Annotated in this window: 15 protein-coding genes and 1 tRNA gene; 6 read left to right on the plus strand and 10 right to left on the minus strand. The window is 43.8% G+C overall.

Annotated elements, in window-relative coordinates:
- Positions 1-115: 115 nt before the first annotated feature.
- The gene (locus FY557_RS15125) at positions 116-1,246 is read right to left on the minus strand and encodes an alpha/beta hydrolase-fold protein (protein WP_149248077.1); all 1,131 of its coding nucleotides are present in this window, start codon (positions 1,244-1,246) and stop codon (positions 116-118) included.
- A gap of 283 nt (positions 1,247-1,529) precedes the next feature.
- Here FY557_RS15125 and FY557_RS15130 point away from each other — a divergent pair, with 283 nt between their 5' ends.
- Positions 1,530-4,112, plus strand: a complete 2,583-nt coding sequence (locus tag FY557_RS15130) for a TonB-dependent receptor (protein WP_185151740.1) — start codon at positions 1,530-1,532, stop codon at positions 4,110-4,112.
- Between the two features lie 251 nt (positions 4,113-4,363).
- Here FY557_RS15130 and FY557_RS15135 read toward each other — a convergent pair whose 3' ends face one another.
- From FY557_RS15135 to FY557_RS15145, 3 genes are all read right to left on the minus strand, one after another.
- Positions 4,364-5,275 (minus strand): helix-turn-helix domain-containing protein, encoded by a 912-nt coding sequence (locus FY557_RS15135; protein ID WP_149248078.1) that lies wholly within the window; start codon positions 5,273-5,275, stop codon positions 4,364-4,366.
- A 67-nt stretch (positions 5,276-5,342) separates the two neighbouring features.
- Entirely contained in the window at positions 5,343-6,080 is a 738-nt protein-coding gene (locus FY557_RS15140) for an SDR family oxidoreductase (RefSeq protein WP_149248079.1), read from the minus strand.
- An 11-nt stretch (positions 6,081-6,091) separates the two neighbouring features.
- Entirely contained in the window at positions 6,092-6,997 is a 906-nt protein-coding gene (locus tag FY557_RS15145; RefSeq protein WP_149248080.1) for an NAD(P)H-binding protein, read from the minus strand.
- Between the two features lie 339 nt (positions 6,998-7,336).
- Between FY557_RS15145 and FY557_RS15150 the strand changes: the two genes are divergently transcribed.
- Positions 7,337-8,281, plus strand: coding sequence for a YihY/virulence factor BrkB family protein (locus tag FY557_RS15150; RefSeq protein ID WP_228451804.1), 945 nt, complete (start codon positions 7,337-7,339; stop codon positions 8,279-8,281).
- A 300-nt stretch (positions 8,282-8,581) separates the two neighbouring features.
- Here FY557_RS15150 and FY557_RS15155 read toward each other — a convergent pair whose 3' ends face one another.
- Entirely contained in the window at positions 8,582-8,947 is a 366-nt protein-coding gene (locus FY557_RS15155; RefSeq protein ID WP_149248082.1) for a winged helix-turn-helix transcriptional regulator, read from the minus strand.
- A 123-nt stretch (positions 8,948-9,070) separates the two neighbouring features.
- Between FY557_RS15155 and FY557_RS15160 the strand changes: the two genes are divergently transcribed.
- Both FY557_RS15160 and FY557_RS15165 read left to right on the plus strand, forming a co-directional pair.
- Positions 9,071-9,865, plus strand: coding sequence for an SDR family oxidoreductase (locus FY557_RS15160; RefSeq protein ID WP_149248083.1), 795 nt, complete (start codon positions 9,071-9,073; stop codon positions 9,863-9,865).
- Positions 9,866-10,211: 346 nt separating this feature from the next.
- On the plus strand, positions 10,212-10,529 hold the full coding sequence (locus tag FY557_RS15165) for a nuclear transport factor 2 family protein (RefSeq protein WP_149248084.1): 318 nt from the start codon (positions 10,212-10,214) through the stop codon (positions 10,527-10,529).
- A 352-nt stretch (positions 10,530-10,881) separates the two neighbouring features.
- Here FY557_RS15165 and FY557_RS15170 read toward each other — a convergent pair whose 3' ends face one another.
- From FY557_RS15170 to holA, 4 genes are all read right to left on the minus strand, one after another.
- Complete coding sequence (locus FY557_RS15170; RefSeq protein ID WP_149248085.1) at positions 10,882-11,547, minus strand: suppressor of fused domain protein; 666 nt, start codon at positions 11,545-11,547, stop codon at positions 10,882-10,884.
- Positions 11,548-11,782: 235 nt separating this feature from the next.
- Positions 11,783-11,870: transfer RNA gene (locus FY557_RS15175), tRNA-Ser, on the minus strand.
- Positions 11,871-12,089: 219 nt separating this feature from the next.
- Positions 12,090-13,031 carry a thioredoxin-disulfide reductase gene (trxB, locus tag FY557_RS15180; RefSeq protein WP_149248086.1) on the minus strand — a complete coding sequence of 314 codons (942 nt, stop codon included), beginning with the start codon at positions 13,029-13,031 and terminating at the stop codon, positions 12,090-12,092.
- 381 nt (positions 13,032-13,412) lie between these two features.
- Positions 13,413-14,450, minus strand: coding sequence for a DNA polymerase III subunit delta (gene holA / locus FY557_RS15185; protein WP_149248087.1), 1,038 nt, complete (start codon positions 14,448-14,450; stop codon positions 13,413-13,415).
- A 7-nt stretch (positions 14,451-14,457) separates the two neighbouring features.
- Here holA and FY557_RS15190 point away from each other — a divergent pair, with 7 nt between their 5' ends.
- Both FY557_RS15190 and FY557_RS15195 read left to right on the plus strand, forming a co-directional pair.
- On the plus strand, positions 14,458-14,886 hold the full coding sequence (locus FY557_RS15190) for a type I restriction enzyme HsdR N-terminal domain-containing protein (RefSeq protein WP_149248088.1): 429 nt from the start codon (positions 14,458-14,460) through the stop codon (positions 14,884-14,886).
- Between the two features lie 270 nt (positions 14,887-15,156).
- Positions 15,157-15,900: a dienelactone hydrolase family protein gene (locus FY557_RS15195; protein WP_149248089.1), complete on the plus strand. Its 744-nt coding sequence runs from the start codon at positions 15,157-15,159 to the stop codon at positions 15,898-15,900.
- A 98-nt stretch (positions 15,901-15,998) separates the two neighbouring features.
- On the opposite strand, the gene FY557_RS15200 is transcribed toward FY557_RS15195, so the two are convergent.
- Positions 15,999-16,376, minus strand: coding sequence for a PEGA domain-containing protein (locus tag FY557_RS15200; RefSeq protein ID WP_149248090.1), 378 nt, complete (start codon positions 16,374-16,376; stop codon positions 15,999-16,001).
- Positions 16,377-16,529 lie beyond the last annotated feature (153 nt).

Consider the following 16,529-nt stretch of genomic DNA (forward strand, 5'->3'; position numbering starts at 1 on the left):
TGATATTCAATCCTTTCATCTTACTATCGGCAAAGGAACTTCCGGCATCAGCTTCCCTTTTTCCGCCTGTTACTGGATTTCTGTTTCAGGTTCACGTTAATTCAAGTTTTACAATTTAACGGAAAATCTTCTGCGCAAACTGGTACAGGCAGCGTCTCCAGGTGAGCCATTCGTGATAGGTTCCGGGTGATTCATAAGGAACATAAGGGTAATGGTTTTCGTTAAGATAAGTGGTGAGGGTCTTGTTGAAATCCTGAAACCGCCGGCTTTCTTTGGTTCCGATGCCGATGAATACAAACGGTTTCCGTTCTGCTTTCAGCAGATTACTTACCGGAAGTTCTTTGAAGGGCTGCGTTGCCGTTCCTTCGTAGATCACCGGACTGAAAGCGCCGACGGCTGAAAATAATTCCGGATGCTGCGTACCGATGAGCATGGCCTGGTAGCTTCCTCTTGAAAGTCCGGCAACTGCTCTTTTGCCGTTGGTTTTATATTTCTTTTCGATAAAGGGAATCAGCTCCCGAACCATGATCCGGTCTATATTTTGTGAGGAACGCACCGTCCTCGGGTAATCGTCCGGCTGTTTTTGCTCTTCCGGGTCCAGGGCGACGCCGTAATCCATCACCACGATCATCTCCGTGGCTTTTTTCTCCGCAAAAAGATTATCGAGGATCGCAGCCAGATGTCCCTGCTTTTCCCAGCCGGTAATATCCTCACCGGTTCCGTGATAGAGATATAAGACCGGGAATTTCCCGGTTCCATAGCCTGGCGGAAGATAGATTTTAAAATTCCGCCGGCCTTTGGTAACAGCCGAAAAAAGACTGTCATTGATGATCCGTCCATGGTTTACCTTTTTCTTAAAGAAGAAGTCTTCGCCGGAATCTATTTCAATCCCGCTGGTGGGCTGGCCATAGCCGAAATACAGTTCCGTATTGGGATCATTGGTCCGCTTACCATCCACGTTGAACCAATAATAGTGAAAACCGATCTCCAGCGGTGAAGTGGAAACCTTCCAGAAGCCCTCTTTATCTTTAGTGGTTGTCGATTTTATATTCTGCATCCCGTCCCCGCCTTCAAGGATTACGGATTTTGCATCCGGAAAACAGACTTTAAATTCCGCCTTTCTTTCAGCATCCACTTTCGGAAACCCCTTTCCTTCTTTTGCAGTGACCGACGTTTCAAAGTTTTGTGAAAAGATCATCGATGAACAGAATATAAAAGCAGCTGATAATATGGTAATTTTTTGCATTGATTTTAATTTGGAAGCTTAAATAACGGGTAATTTAAGAATTCTTTTGCTAGTATAAGAAAAACAAAATTGGCAAGTTAATAATCTCTTCACTGTAAACGACTTCCCTGCCATTCTTCCTGGATGAATCTTTCTGCTACGGGGTTTATTTTTTTAAGCGGCATTTTATTTTGTATCTTGTTTAAAAATAAACAGAATACCTCTATCCCTTTCATAAAGATCATCGGACGCTTTCAGATCGGATGAACATGACAACTCAGGTATTTTATTTTTCATTTAAATCATGGCTAAATCTTTATATCTCCTTTTATGTTGTTCGGCAGCTTCGGCAACGATGCTCGTGAATGCACAAAACAGGCCTGCAGTCGGGAAAATGAAAATCAGTGACAGCTTACGGATCCACTACGTAGAAGAAGTGGTGGTCTCCGCTTCAAGGACCGCCGAAAGTATTCTTAAAACACCGGTAACCATAGAGTCCCTGAATCCTTCCTTTTTCCGGAATACCGCCACACCCTCCTTTTTCGACGGACTGGAAAACGCTAAAGGTGTACAGATGCTGACGCCAAGCTTAGGCTTTAAAATCATCAATACCCGCGGCTTTGCCAATACCACCAATGTAAGATTCAGCCAGCTGGTGGATGGTTCAGATAATCAGGCACCGCATATCGGAGCGCCGATCGGCAATGCTTTAGGCCCGGGTGACCTGGATATCGAACGGGTTGAAATCATTCCCGGAACTTCGTCGGCCCTGTATGGGTTGAATGCCATCAACGGCCTGGCTAATTTCATTACAAAAAATCCGTTTACGGCAACCGGCATTTTATTCCAGCAGAAAACAGGGGTCAATCATGTCGGGGAAACCGGAAGTAAGGCCACCCTGTTCACGGAGTACAGTTTCCGGGTTGCTAAAAAGCTTTCAGACCGGTTTGCTTTTAAACTCAACGGAACTTTTACCAAAGGAACCGACTGGAAAGCTAATAATATGGATGACCTTAACCCCACCGCAAACCTGGCCCTGGGCATTGCCGGCGGCATCAACAATCCTGCTTATGATCCCGTAAACGGATACGGCAACGAATCGTCCAACCGACGCACACTGACCCTTAACGGGAAACGCTATGTGGTAGCCCGGACCGGGTATAATGAATCGGAGCTTACCGATTATAACATTCAGAATCTCAAAGCAGACCTCGGATTATCTTATCGTTTTAATCCCCAGACAACAATGACGTATACCTACCGTTTTGCCGATCTGGACAATGTGTACCAACGGGCCAACCGTTTTGCACTGAAAGACTATATTCTGCAGCAGCATGCAGTAGACTTTAAAAATGATTTTCTCCTGTTCAAAGCTTTTGTCACGGCTGAAAATACCGGTCAATCCTACAATCTGAGATCGGCCGCTGAAAATCTGGATCGCAGGTTTAAAAGCGATGACCAATGGTATGCCGATTACACAACGGCCTTTAACAATGCTTTCGCTGCGTCCGGATCAGATGTAATCAAAGCACTTAATCAGGCGCGTACCCTGGCCGATATGGGAAGGCTGCAACCCGGAACCGCTGAGTTTAAAAATGTTTTGAAACAACTCGCCGATATCAACAACTGGGACCAGGGCGCAGCCCTGCGGGTCAGGGACAAACTGGTGCACGCTGAAGTGCAGTCTGACCTGTCGAAGCTGTTGGGAAGTCGATTCAAAGAGGTTACAGGCGTGGATCTGCTTGCCGGATTGGATTACCAGTCCTATATCATTCAGCCGGACGGTAATTACTTCGTCAATCCTGCTTCCGGTAGAACGTCTGATACATTCAGCTATGGCAAAACAGGGGGCTTTCTGCAGGCCGGTAAAGATCTGTTTGACGGACTTTTAAAGGTTTCCGCTACGATCAGGATCGATAAGAACGATTATTTTGAGATGAAGTACAATCCCCGTCTCACGGCTGTACTGTCGCCCTTCATCAATCAGAGTCTGAGGATGTCTTTCCAGAGCGGCTCCCGGTTCCCGAGTATTTTTGAGGCTTTTTCCAATGTCAACAGCGGCGGTGTCAAAAGGATTGGCGGCTTAAAAATAATGTCCGACGGTGTTTTTGAAAATGCTTACCTGCGAAGCTCCATCGACCGTTTCCAGGCGGCCGTCACGGCGGACTTCAACAATGGGATGACCGTGGCGGAAGCTATAGAGAAGGAAAAAGTACTGCTTGTAAAAAATTATTATACGTATCTCAAACCGGAACACATTACCTCTTTTGAAGCGGGGTACAAAGCTTTTTTCCTGAAAAAAGCCCTACAGCTGGATGCCGATTTCTATTTTAACCGGTACAATGATTTTATAGCGCAGGTAGAAATGAATGTGCCCAATACGACCGTGCAGGAGCAGATTCCTGCTTTTTTAAACAACAGGAGCCAGCAGAGCCGGTACCGGATGTATACCAATTCCCGGAGTGTGGTTTATAATTTCGGCGGCAGCATCGGGGCCAGCTATTTCCTGGGCCAACATTACCAGATAGCCGGAAACGTATCGTATGCCAAATTAAGCCGGACCGATTATAATGACGGCTTTGAAGACGGCTTTAACACCCCGGAGTGGATCGCTAATTTTTCCTTCGGCGGAACTCAGGTTTTTGACCGTCTGGGATTCAATATGACTTACAGGAGACAAAGCGGTTTCTACTGGCGCTCATTTTTAGTGAACGGAGAAGTTGCCGCCTACGGAACCGTCGATGCCCAGGTGAATTATGATTTTTTCAGAGAGAAACTGACGGTAAAGGTCGGAGCGACCAATCTGCTGAACAGGCCGTATTATTCTTTTTTAGGAGGACCAAGTATAGGCGGCCTGTATTATACGACATTTACGTATAGCCTGTAACCTGCAAGCGTTTAAACAAAAAACTCAAACTTAATTCTTAGGGTGTTTTATTTTGATATAAACCCGATGATCTTCATTTAAACTTTAATTATTAATCAAGAAAATAATTCAATGCTTAAGCCCGCCGGCTGTAATATTAACTAAGAAAAACATCCAGCCTCCAGCTTCCCTCTTCTAGCCCTCTGAACCGGTGCACTTGAGATTTTAAGTATTTACTTTCCGTGGCTTCCAAAGAGTATACTGAATATCATCTAATTAAAGGATTGCCTGAATTCCAGTGGCGTCTGGCTGGTTTTGCTCTTGAACAATCTGGTGAAAGACTGCGGATATTCAAACCCCATCCGGTAGGCAATTTCAGAAATTGAAAGATCGGTGGTGGACAGTATTTCCTTTGCCGTTTCGATAAACCGGTGGTGGATGTGCTGTTGGGTATTGAGCCCTGTTAATGATCGCAGCATATCACTCAGGTAACCGGCAGAAACATTTAACTGCTCGGCCACCTTCTGTACGGAAGGCAACCCATTCTGCAGTGGCTCATCGGAATTGAAATAAAAATCCAGCACCTTCTCAAACTTTTCGATCAGGTGGTCATTGGCTGCCTTATCAGTAATAAACTGCCGTCTGTAATAGCGGCTGCTGTAATTGAGGAGCAGTTCGATCTGCGAGATGACCACATCCTGACTAAAATCATCGGTCCGTCCTTTAAGTTCCTCATCAATAATACCAAACACCGAAAACAAGGTTTCTTTTTCCTTTTCCGAAATGTGCAGCGCTTCATCTGCCGCGTAGGAGAAAAATCCGTAATGCTTTATTTTATTTCCCAGCGGATAGGAAAGGAAAAAATCAGGATGGAGTAAAATGAGGCATCCCTTTCCTTTATTGGCCGCAGGCTTTTCAAAAAGCTGGCCGGGAGCGGTGAAAACCAATCCGCCTTCACCGAAATCGTAATGGTGCTGGCCGTACCTGGCCTTTCCCATGGTGTCTTTATAGGCGATTTTATAAAAGTCCAGTACCAGGTAATCCGGTAAAACCACATCAGGCATGCTCATGTCTTCCAGGCGGATAAAACTCACCAGCGGATGTTCGGGCTTCGGTAATCCGAACATCGTATGGAACTCGGATAATGAACGGAATTTATGCAGATTATTCGGTTTGTTTTTCATCTCTTAAAATTTAAAACCGTCACCCGGATAGTATCCGGGTGTTGGTGTGTCAAAAATAACGAATTAATTACCAGGGTGTCTCCCCATTTTCAGGATTATATTCTTCACTGATGAATTTTCCGGTAGGTCCCTCTTCTCCGATCAGCGCATATCTGGCAATTCGAGCTCCCCCCTGCTCTGCCGTACCGGTACCACGGTGGTTATTGAAATCCGTTGCCACAAAACCCGGGCAGACGGCATTCACCCTGAATGCGGTATCCTTCAGTTCATACGCAAGATTAATGGTATACATGTTCATGGCCGCCTTTGAAGCGGTATAAACAGCCGCTTTGTGACTGTAATACATCCAGCTTGGATCAGAATGCAATGTCAGGGAACAACCGCTGGAGGACACATTGACGATCCTGGGTGCCGCTGATTTCCTGAGCAGGTCCATAAATGCCTGGGTTACCCTGATGACACCGTATAAATTGGTATCCATTACTTTATCGAAAGATTCTACCGGTGCTTCCAGGGCAGCCTGTGGCATTCCGCCGTTGATTCCTGCATTGTTGATGAGCACATCCAGGATATCCGTCTGCATTCCGATCTCCGCTCTTGCATTTTTCACGGAATCAATATCCGTTACATCCAGCAGGACTGCTTTTGTATTTCCGAGCCCCTCTTTTTCAAGCTGCCGTACCGCAGATTCCCCGTTTTCAATATTCCGGCTCCCAATGAAGACAAAATACCCGTTCTTCAAAAGCTGTCTGGCCGTTTCGAATCCGATGCCCTTATTAGCGCCTGTAATCAATGCTGTTTTCATAATTAATTATTTTATTTTGTGTTAAATACCTGTGCGAATTCTTTTGCGAAATCCGTTAATTTTACCCGGCCTAATTCCGGCCGGTTTGCATAAAAATCTTCATATAAGCTGCCGTCTTCCTGGGCCTGCTGCATAGCCACCAGCCCTTTGGCAACCCATTCATTGATGCCGGCAGAAAGCATCTGGTCCAATAATTTCTCACCCGGAATGACTTCCCATTTCAAATCCTGATGACCAATGGATTGTCCTAATACGGCGGCAATTTCATCAGGGGAAACCTCATCGCTGGCGATATAGTGAACCGTTCTTCCGCTGAAAGGCTTTTCCATTTCGTCTGCAATGGTCCATGCGATATCATGAGGTGATACCCACGGCTCTTTCCGTTCGCCTCCGTAGCTTTGGATGATTTTACCCTGCGATTGTATCGTTGGAAGCCAACGGTAAATATTGCTGAAAAATCCGACCGGGCGCATAAATTTAATAGAGATCTCTTCCGGAAGCGTCTGTAAAATCTGTTCAACATGATGGTGAACCAGGAGGCTGCCGGTTCCTGCCGCTGAATGCGCCCCGATGCTGCTTAAATGAATGACTTTTTTGATCCCTGAATCCTGAACAGCTTTTACATACTGACGGGCAATTTTCCTGAACTCATATAAAAAATCAATCCCCTGATCGAAAAGGCTTCCGATACCTTCCCAGGCTTCCATCAGATAGACGGCATCAGCACCGGTAAATGTTTCCGTTAAAAATTCTGCATCCTGAATGCTTCCGATAGCTGCAAATGCACCCAGCCGCTCTATGTCAGGAATTCTTTCTCTTTTGCTGCTGATCACCGTGACCTGATGTCCGGCAGCAACCAATAATTCTGTAAGCGGTTTTCCGATGTTCCCTAAAGAACCTGTTAATACGATTTTCATTGTTTCGATTTTATAAGTACAAAGTTGCATCAACTGCCGGTAACTGAATAAACAGAATCGGGGAAGTATTTAACCGAAATGGAAAACCTGACGGCTTACAGATGCAGGCTTATTTCATTCAGGAGATTTATTCAACATTATTTTGCCCATCTACTCCACCTCTGATTAAATTAAAAGTCTTCAGTTTTTTATTTCAGTATTTCAGGTTAAAAATTCCTAATGAATCAGTAAGCTTTTTATTTTTATTTAACTGGGTACGGAATTTGAAGGTCATAAAATCACTTACAGAGAGTTTCAGTATTGAGTTCTTGCAGACTATGTCATTAAAAAAATTAAATTATGAAGATACTAAACAACTTTTGGGAAATACTTAAAGCAACTTATAAAGACTGGAGTGCCCGTGATCTGGGGACCGAAGCTGCCAGCCTGGCTTACAGTGCCATTTTTTCAATTCCCGGGTTACTGATTATCATTATCTGGATCGCCGGAATCTTCTTCGGCACAGAAGCGGTGCAGGGTGAAATTACCAAATTTGTCGGCAGCATGATGGGCAAAGACGTGGGCAAAAGCCTTGAAGAAATGGTTATCGGCGGAATGGTCGACAAAAAGAATGTGGTCATGAAGATTGTGGGAATTTTGACGCTTATTTTTGGAGCCACTTCCTTATTTTTTCAGTTTCAGAAAACCCTGAACAAGCTTTGGGATGTGGTGGCTGCACCTAAAAAAGCCTGGGAAAAATATCTTCTTGACCGGGCGAATTCCTTGGGATTAATCATCGTCATCGCTTTCCTTTTGCTGGCTACGCTGCTTTTAAGCTCATTTATCGGTCTGGCCAGTGAGTGGGTTGTCCGTCACTTCGGTCTCGAAACTTTGGTTTTGGTAAACATCCTGAATATTGTTATAGGATTCCTGGTTGCCCTCTTCCTTTTTGCGGCGATGTTCAAAATCCTGCCGGATGTCCAATTGCAGTGGAAATCCGTTTGGGTCGGTGCAGCAGTAACGGCGGTCCTCTTTACTTTAGGAAAATACATCCTGACTTTTTATTTTGATAAATTTAATCCTAGTTCGTCTTTCGGTACGGCAGGGACCATCATTCTGCTCCTCCTTTGGATTAATTATACCTGTCAGCTTATCTTTTTCGGAGCAGAGTTTACCAAAGTATATACGAAAGTAAACGGATATACGCTGAAACCGTCGAAGCACGCCAAATGGAATCCGCAGACCATTCCGCAGGACGATAAGCATGAGGTCGTCGCCGGTGCGGAACCTTCAGATAAAAAATAGTTTATTGAACTTAACGCGAAGCAGAAATCAAGGTAATAAACTCAAAGAGAGAAGGCTGATGCCGGAAGTTCTTTTCGTCAAAAATAAATGCCGTCAGTTATGATGGCATTTTTATTTTATGATCAGCCTCTGTACCTGACTTGGTTATAGGCTTTAAAGATTCGTATTAAATCTTAAGGGCAGTTTCAATTTCATTTTTTAATTGACCCGCGCAGATTGAGCAGACTCGCAATTTTTTTGTTCTTATTTATCGTATTATGAAATCCCTTCCGTGAAATCCTTTTTATGATGTAACCACATTTACGCATTCTCCCCCATTCTCTTTAATATCACGTCCCTGAGCCGGTCTTCATGCTGATCACCCCAGTTTCCCAAAGCAGAAATTACGGGAATGAGGGTCTTGCCGAAATCGGTAAGATAATATTCGACTTTCGGCGGAACCTGGGCATAAATTTTCTTGGTTACCAGCTCATGGTGTTCAAGTTCTTTCAGCTGGAGGTTTAAAACGCGCCTTGAAGCATCGGGAATCTTACGCTGCAGTTCACTCGGGCGCAGATGCCCCTGATGGATAAACCATAACAGGCGGATTTTCCACTTGCCGTAAAGCACCTCTCCGATCAGGTCGAGGCCGCAGTTTAAGTTCAAAGGTATTTTTCTTTCATGCATACCCAAATTTAGCCCAATGTACCCGATCGTACAATAGGGGAAAAAATTATCCCTATGCGATTCGGTTTTCCGTTATTGCCCGGGAAAGGGATACTTCGGAAATTTGTATCAAACAATTCGACAATGGAAAATATATTCAATTACAACAACGAACTTCAGGGTAAAATTGCCCTGGTCACCGGCGGTACCAAAGGGGCAGGCAAGGCCATAGCAGAAAGATTGGTACAGGCCGGCGCAACGGTGATCATTACCGCAAGAAATGCCCCTGAAAAAGAAAACGGCAACCTGCATTTTATCTCAGCTGATCTAAGTAAAGCGGAAGAAACTCAAAAACTGATCGGTGAAGTACTGTCGACATATGGCAGGCTGGATATTTTGGTGAACAACCTTGGCAGTTCATCTACACCTGCAGGCGGGTTTGCGGCACTCAGCGATGAAGACTGGGAATCTACCCTGCAGGCCAACCTTCTGGCTCCGGTACGGCTGGACAGAGGATTCCTGCCCCAGATGACCGAACGGCAAAGCGGGGTCATCATTCACATCGCCTCCATCCAGGGTAAGCTGCCCCTTTACGATTCTACTTTGCCGTATGCCGCTGCCAAAGCAGCATTGAGAAACTACAGCAAAAGTTTATCAAATGAAGTGACGCCAAAAGGGATCCGCGTGCTGACGGTTTCCCCGGGATGGATCAATACGACCGCATCGGAAGCCTGGCTGGGAGAAATTGCAAGAAACGCCAACACGACGGTAGCAGAAGCGCAACAGGGCGTAATGGATGCCTTGGGCGGAATCCCTTTCGGCAGGCCTTCCGAACCCGAAGAAGTGGCGGAACTGGTCGGCTTCCTGGTTTCACCGAGAGCCGGTTATTTGACAGGAACTGAGTTTGTCATCGACGGCGGTACCGTACCTACTATTTAATGATTTTAAAATGACACAAACTTAATTATATTTAACTGAATATCAATTATTAAAAAAATACCGAATGGCTCAGGATTTAAAACAGAATTGCTATTAACAAAAATATCTTTAATATTTTAACTCCCTGACTTCGAGTAGATTTTGAAAAAAGTGTATCGGGAAGTTGCTGAACGATCAACCAGAGGTCGCACTTCACAGGTTCTTGATACATTTTTCTCCGCTGCGCTGCAAAAAACACTCGAACTGACATTAGCCATTCATCATGCCAGGTCAGGAGACAAAACTTTCCACTATTCTTATGAAGTTTTCTGTATCTAAGACTGAATTTAATTTAAAATACCATCCAATGAATTTACCCAACATCATCTCAGAATTAGTAAAAGCCCAGAATGAATTTGACAGTGCCGCATACGCCAACTGTTTTGCTGAAAATGCACAGGTCTTCGATGAAGGCAAAACCCACGACGGCAAAACCGAAATTGAAAACTGGATCCACAAAGCCAATAAAGAATACCAGGCCACCATGGAACCCATAGATTATGACGAAAAAGAAAACATCCTGTCTGCCAAAACTTCAGGAAACTTCCCGGGCAGCCCCATCGTATTGAAATACCATTTTCAATTGGGTGACGGGGTTATTGAGTCGCTGAAAATAAGCGGCTGATATTTAAATGCCCTGAACCCGAAGCAGAAATCAGGTTGGCAGGCTGGAAAAGAAAAGCTTGAAGCTGGATGTTTCTATGGTCAAAAATAGGGTCAGAGGTATTATGATTAAACAATATCTTTTTGTTATTCTATCAAATAAAATTCTACTTAAAATCCCAAGTAAACAGCTTAATTTTTATTTCGCCATTAAATAAACGACTGAATATAAACTGAATACGGTTGAGTTCACGTTAAATAAAGCTGAGGTTTACCCCTCAGCTTTTTTTGTTTGAACCAGGGTTGATTGTGTTAGCGGTTTATTTGGTATCTGATGCGGCTGGATTACATGGATCGCATGATCAACAGATGATTTAATTCAATAGGCTTTCTCTGCTCTCATCAAAAACCTCCTTCGCATTTTTCTCAATCAGCCGATCCAGAAGCGCATTGTATCCGTTCTCTATTTTATAATTCATTTCATCAGCGTATAGTGGAAAAACAGAATAGATATTGATCCGGTTTTCTCCGGCCTGTACTACAGTAAAATCTTCATCAAAATTTACAGACGGCAGAATAACGACTCCCGTGTAATCCGTATTTTCCTCATACGGCTCCATATCTGCAGTAGCCTGTAATGTATGGCCGATGGTTAACCAGGTATCGTAATGATGGGGAAACCGGGCATTTTCTTTTAGCATATCGATGAGCCAGTCATTGGGATTATCGCCGGTTACCTCACCGAAAGTCGCGGATTTCGGAAGCAGCAGCATGAGCTCTGCAAACTTATAATCCTGCGCGTTTTCTATGCTAGAAGGAACCGTCATTTCAAGCGTACTCATACCGGCAGTGAGTAAAATATTGAAATTGTATTTTTCGGATTGTATAAAATAGACATCAAGATGAAAATCAGGGGAAAACATTTCGTGGTAAACGGTAATTTCATCGGATGAAAACCGCTGATCCAAATGCATGGAAATCGCCTCCGCATGTTCATCAAAAGTATGTCTGTGTCTGAATTTATCGTAAAAATCCATCATTGGAATCGCTTAAGTGATTAAAATATAGCTTTCTCCCAAAGCTGCAATAGTCGTTCCAATTGTAGGGTAGATAAGATAAAAGACAAATCGTGTTTCTATTCGATTCACTAAAATTTTTCTTAGTCCCAACTTTTGTGCGTGATCCCTAATAAGCCTTAGAATTGAGGCAAGAAAAATAGTAAGCAATAATCAAAAAGAAAAGCCTGCAATTTTAAATTGCAGGCTTTTTAGGCTTTGGCGGAGAGTGAGGGATTCGAACCCCCGGACCTGTTACAGTCAACAGTTTTCAAGACTGCCGCAATCGACCACTCTGCCAACTCTCCTTGAACTCCGGTTATACCGTCGTTTTCAGTGGTGCAAATATAAAACGTTTTTCTATTTTGGCAAAACAATTTTAATATAAATTTTAACAAATCGTAATAATCGGCTAAAAATCAGCCTGATTATTTTTCTCTTTTAAGACAGGAGTTGTCCGGAAATTAAAATAAAAAACGTGCTCCGATAAGGGAGCACGCTGATATGATATCATTTTATTTTACAGCTTAACGCAGTTCGGCCAGGTATTTTTCTGCATCCATGGCCGCCATACAGCCGCTTCCTGCTGCAGTAATCGCCTGTCTGTAGATGTGGTCCTGCACGTCTCCTGCTGCGAAAACGCCCGGAAGGTTTGTTTTTGCCGTCCCTTTTTCAGTGGCAATGTAACCGTTTTCATCCAGGTCGATCTGCCCAACGAAAATTTCCGTGTTCGGCTTGTGGCCGATGGCGATGAAAATCCCGTGCACATCGATTGTTGAGGTTTCCTGTGTCTGGTTGTTGATCACCACTGCCCTTTCAACCAGGTTGTTCTCCCCTTCAATCCCGATCAGCTCATGGTGAAACTTCACTTCGATATTCGGGGTATTGTTTACGCGGTGGATCATTGCTTTGGAAGCCCTGAACTCATCCTTTCTTACCAGCATGGTTACTTTGTTCACCAGTTTGGCCAGGTAAGTTGCCTCTTCTGCTGCCGTATCTCCGGCTCCTACCACCACTACATCTTTTCCTCTGTAGAAAAATCCGTCACAGGTTGCGCAGGCAGAAACCCCTCCGCCGTTGTATTTTTTCTCGTCATCCAGACCCAGGTATTTCGCAGTAGCTCCGGTAGAAATAATCACGGTTCTGGCGAAGATCTCCTTATTTCCGGCGTATAATTTATGGATCCCTCCTACTTCCGTAGAAAATTCGACTTTGGTGATCATTTCGTAATGTACCTTGGTTTCGAAGCGTTCCGCCTGTTTTTGCAGATCCATCATCATTTCAGGACCTGTAATTCCCGTCGGGTATCCGGGGAAGTTGTCTACTTCCGTCGTTGTGGTTAATTGCCCGCCCGGCTCCAAACCTGTATACAATTCAGGTTTCAAATCTGCTCTTGCCGCATAAATAGCTGCTGTAAAGCCGGAAGGTCCGGATCCAACGATCACACAATCTAAAATGTTTTGCTCCATAATCTGCTTTTCAAAAAGATTTTAAAATTTACGTCCGCTAAGTTCGTAATTTTTAACAGGTATTTAAAGTTATTTTAATGATACTTGTCAATATCTGATATGTTAAATGTCGATGAAACGTATAAGTAAATGAGTTAAAGGTAGATTGTCAATAGTGAATGGTGAATTTTCACACTTCCAAAATTGGCAAGCGAAGCGGATTGACCATTGACCATTCACTGCTAAAACCACCCCGTCAAAAATTCTTTCGGAATTTTCACCACCCCTCCAGAGGAGGGGAATTTCCGATTAAGATTTGTCAGTAACCGCGAATTTTAATCCTTCCAAATTGACAAGCAAAGCTGATTGACCATTCACCATTTACTTCCACCATTCACCTTCTTACACTTTCATCTTGATTTTATCGACATTGATGATTTTGTACACCAGTTCTTTGATCAGTTCCGCTTCGCTCATGTTGACAGCGCCAAGGCCTTTTCCTTTCATGTCGAACTCCCGGAGAATGGAGATGACCCTGGTGGCATGTTTCAGAGGATATAATCTGGCCGATTCTGCGTAATCCTTGATGAAATAAGGGTTCACCCCCATCTGGGAGGCAATCGACTGCGGAGACTGGCCTGCCATCGTATGGTAAATGATAACATTGGAAAAGTAATTGTACAGGCTCGACAACATCATCACAAACGGATTGTTTTTAGGATTTTTGCCCATAAAATGCGCGATTTTAAAGGCTGCGTTGGCATTTTTGGTTCCCAATGCTTTCTGAAGTTCAAAGACATTGTACTCTTTGCTGATCCCGATATGCTCTTCCACGATTTTCCCGTCGAGCACTTCGCCGGGCTTGAGAATAATTTTAAGCTTGTTCAGCTCATTGGCGATCCGGGAAAGATCATTTCCTAAGTATTCTGCCAGAAGCTGGGAAATATTCGGAGCCGTTTTGATGCTTAACCTGATGCATTCGTCGGCGATCCATTTCGGGAGATGGGCTTCCCTGATGGATTCGCTTAAAAACAGCATACCGGCTTTCTCCAAGGATTTGGTGACCTTTTTCCGGCTGTCCAGTTTTTTGTGCTTGTGAGCAAAGACCAGAACGGTGGACAGTACCGGATTCTGAACGTAGGTTTCCAGGGCATTGCTTTCACTTTCGGCCATTCTCAGGTCCTGGGCTTCCTTGATAATGATAACCTGCTTATCCCCCATCATTGGAAACTGCCGGGCCAGCGAAAGGATTTCGTGATACGAGCTATCTTTGCCGTAAACGACGGTTTGGTTGAAGGCTTTTTCGTCCTCCGTTAAAAAGTCGTGTTCAAGGGCTTTTACTGCAAGATCGATAAAGTAGGATTCTTCTCCGTGGAAAAAATAAATCGGTAAAACTTCTTTATTTTTAATATTTTTGAGGATTACATCTAATTCTTTCATCTTATAAATGGAACTTCCAAAACTGAACTTTCAGGAAACTTTTGATTTTAAATTCAGGAAAGACAAAGATAAGTTTTTTATTTATGATCCCATCCGCAAAACCTATCTTTTGCTCACGCCTGAGGAATGGGTACGGCAGCATTGGGTCCATTATTATCTTACGGTAAAATCCTACTCCGTTTCTGCCCTGGTTACTGAAAAAAAGATTGTCCTGAACGGTTTAACGAAAAGGATCGATCTTCTGATTACCGAAAAGACCCGGCCTAAAATTTTAATCGAATGCAAAGCCCCGCAGATCAAATTAACGGAAAAAACCTTTGAGCAGACCGCCCGTTATAATTCGATTATCGGTGCCAAAGAGATTGTTTTAACGAATGGGCTGCAGCATATTCACGCGTATTTTGAGAATGGCGAGTATTTGTTTTACAAACCATGATAAGTCGTAGCTTTACATCCGATGCTGATTTGATTCGCCCCCTTTGGGGCTTAATGTATGTCTGATTTTGCAGGTGTCTGAAATTTCTGTCTGAATTCAGGAGGCAAAATTGACAGATCGTCATTATGAAATTTATATTCCGGAAATGCGTATCGGAGCACGGTTTTTGTACTGATGACCACTGCCCTAGCCCCGATTGCAGCGGAAATCCTTTTTTGAAAAAAAAGATTGCAGCGGAAAGCGGGAAACAGCTCCTAAAAAATTAAACGTATGACAAAATCTATCTTAGTGGGTGCGGCTTTGCTGGCCTCGGCTACCCTATTCAGCCAACAATTAAAACCTGTTACCTATCAGGACGGAACCCAGAAACTGAACGGACTCGTAACATCCAACGCCGGAAAAAAACTTCCCGGGGTTCTGATTCTTCCGGCCTGGAAAGGAATCGACGACGAGGCGAAGACCGCCGCGGCAGACCTGGAGAAACAGGGATATATCGCTTTTGTAGCCGATATTTACGGAGAAGGGAATATTCCTGCTGATAATAACGCTGCAGCAAAAACTGCAGGCTACTACAAGAAAAATTATGAAGCTTACCAGAAAAGAATTATGCTTGCCTTGGAGCAGCTGAAGAAAAACGGGGCGATTCCGGACCGGATTGCCGTGATCGGTTACTGCTTCGGAGGAACCGGCGCCCTTGAATCGGCAAGGGGAAAAATGCCGGTAGCAGGCGTGGTTTCCATCCACGGGAGTATCGGGAAGGACCAGGCGAGACCCAACGGACCTATTTCGACAAAAATCCTGGTAGAAAATCCTGCGGACGACCAAAGCGTAACGCCGGAAGATTACAACAACCTGATCAAAGAAATGAATGACGGCAACGCCGACTGGCAGATTATCACCTATGCACATTCCAAACATACGTTTACGGATCCTAAGTCACCGGATTACAATCCCGTGATGGCCAAAAGAGCCTGGAACCATACACTGATGTTTCTGAAGGAAATCCTTAAATAATGTACCGATTTGGAAATGTAACAGTGTACCAATGGATGAATCATCGGTATGGATTCATGGTTACACTGTTACATTAATTAGATTGTTATATTTTTCTATTATTTTGCTTCCAATTCTATTTTGTAAGCTTGTGGAGAATATTTGGTAAGGGAACCGGTAGCGGCATCGATTCCTACACCGATAGCTCCGCCCAGCAGAATATTAACCAATGTTACCGGATTGAATGTTTTTGTAAGCTTTACTTCTTTGTTGCTGAAACCTTCTTTTTCGAAAGTCACCATCTGTTTACTCAGGGATCTTGGGATTTCAGCCGTGCATGGCGTGGTGCATTTTTCGATTCCTTTATGGAAAACTTTCGCTCCTTCCGGAGTGGAATTAAATGTGATTTTATCTTTTGTTCCGGTAAGGATGGTCGCGCATGAAGTCATGGACAGGGTAACGCCCAATAAAAGGGCTGCTGAAAATTTGTTTCTCATAGTTTAAGTTTTTCTGATCTTAAAAATTTCCGCGAACTTACGGAATTTAAGACAATGGAACAATAAACAATGGAACAATGTATCAGTATAACAATGTAACAATATAAGAGCGTAGCAATATATCAATATTGAAACGTTTATTGAAATAAAAAA

The organism is Chryseobacterium sp. SN22, from assembly GCF_008329705.1.
Classification (GTDB): domain Bacteria; phylum Bacteroidota; class Bacteroidia; order Flavobacteriales; family Weeksellaceae; genus Chryseobacterium.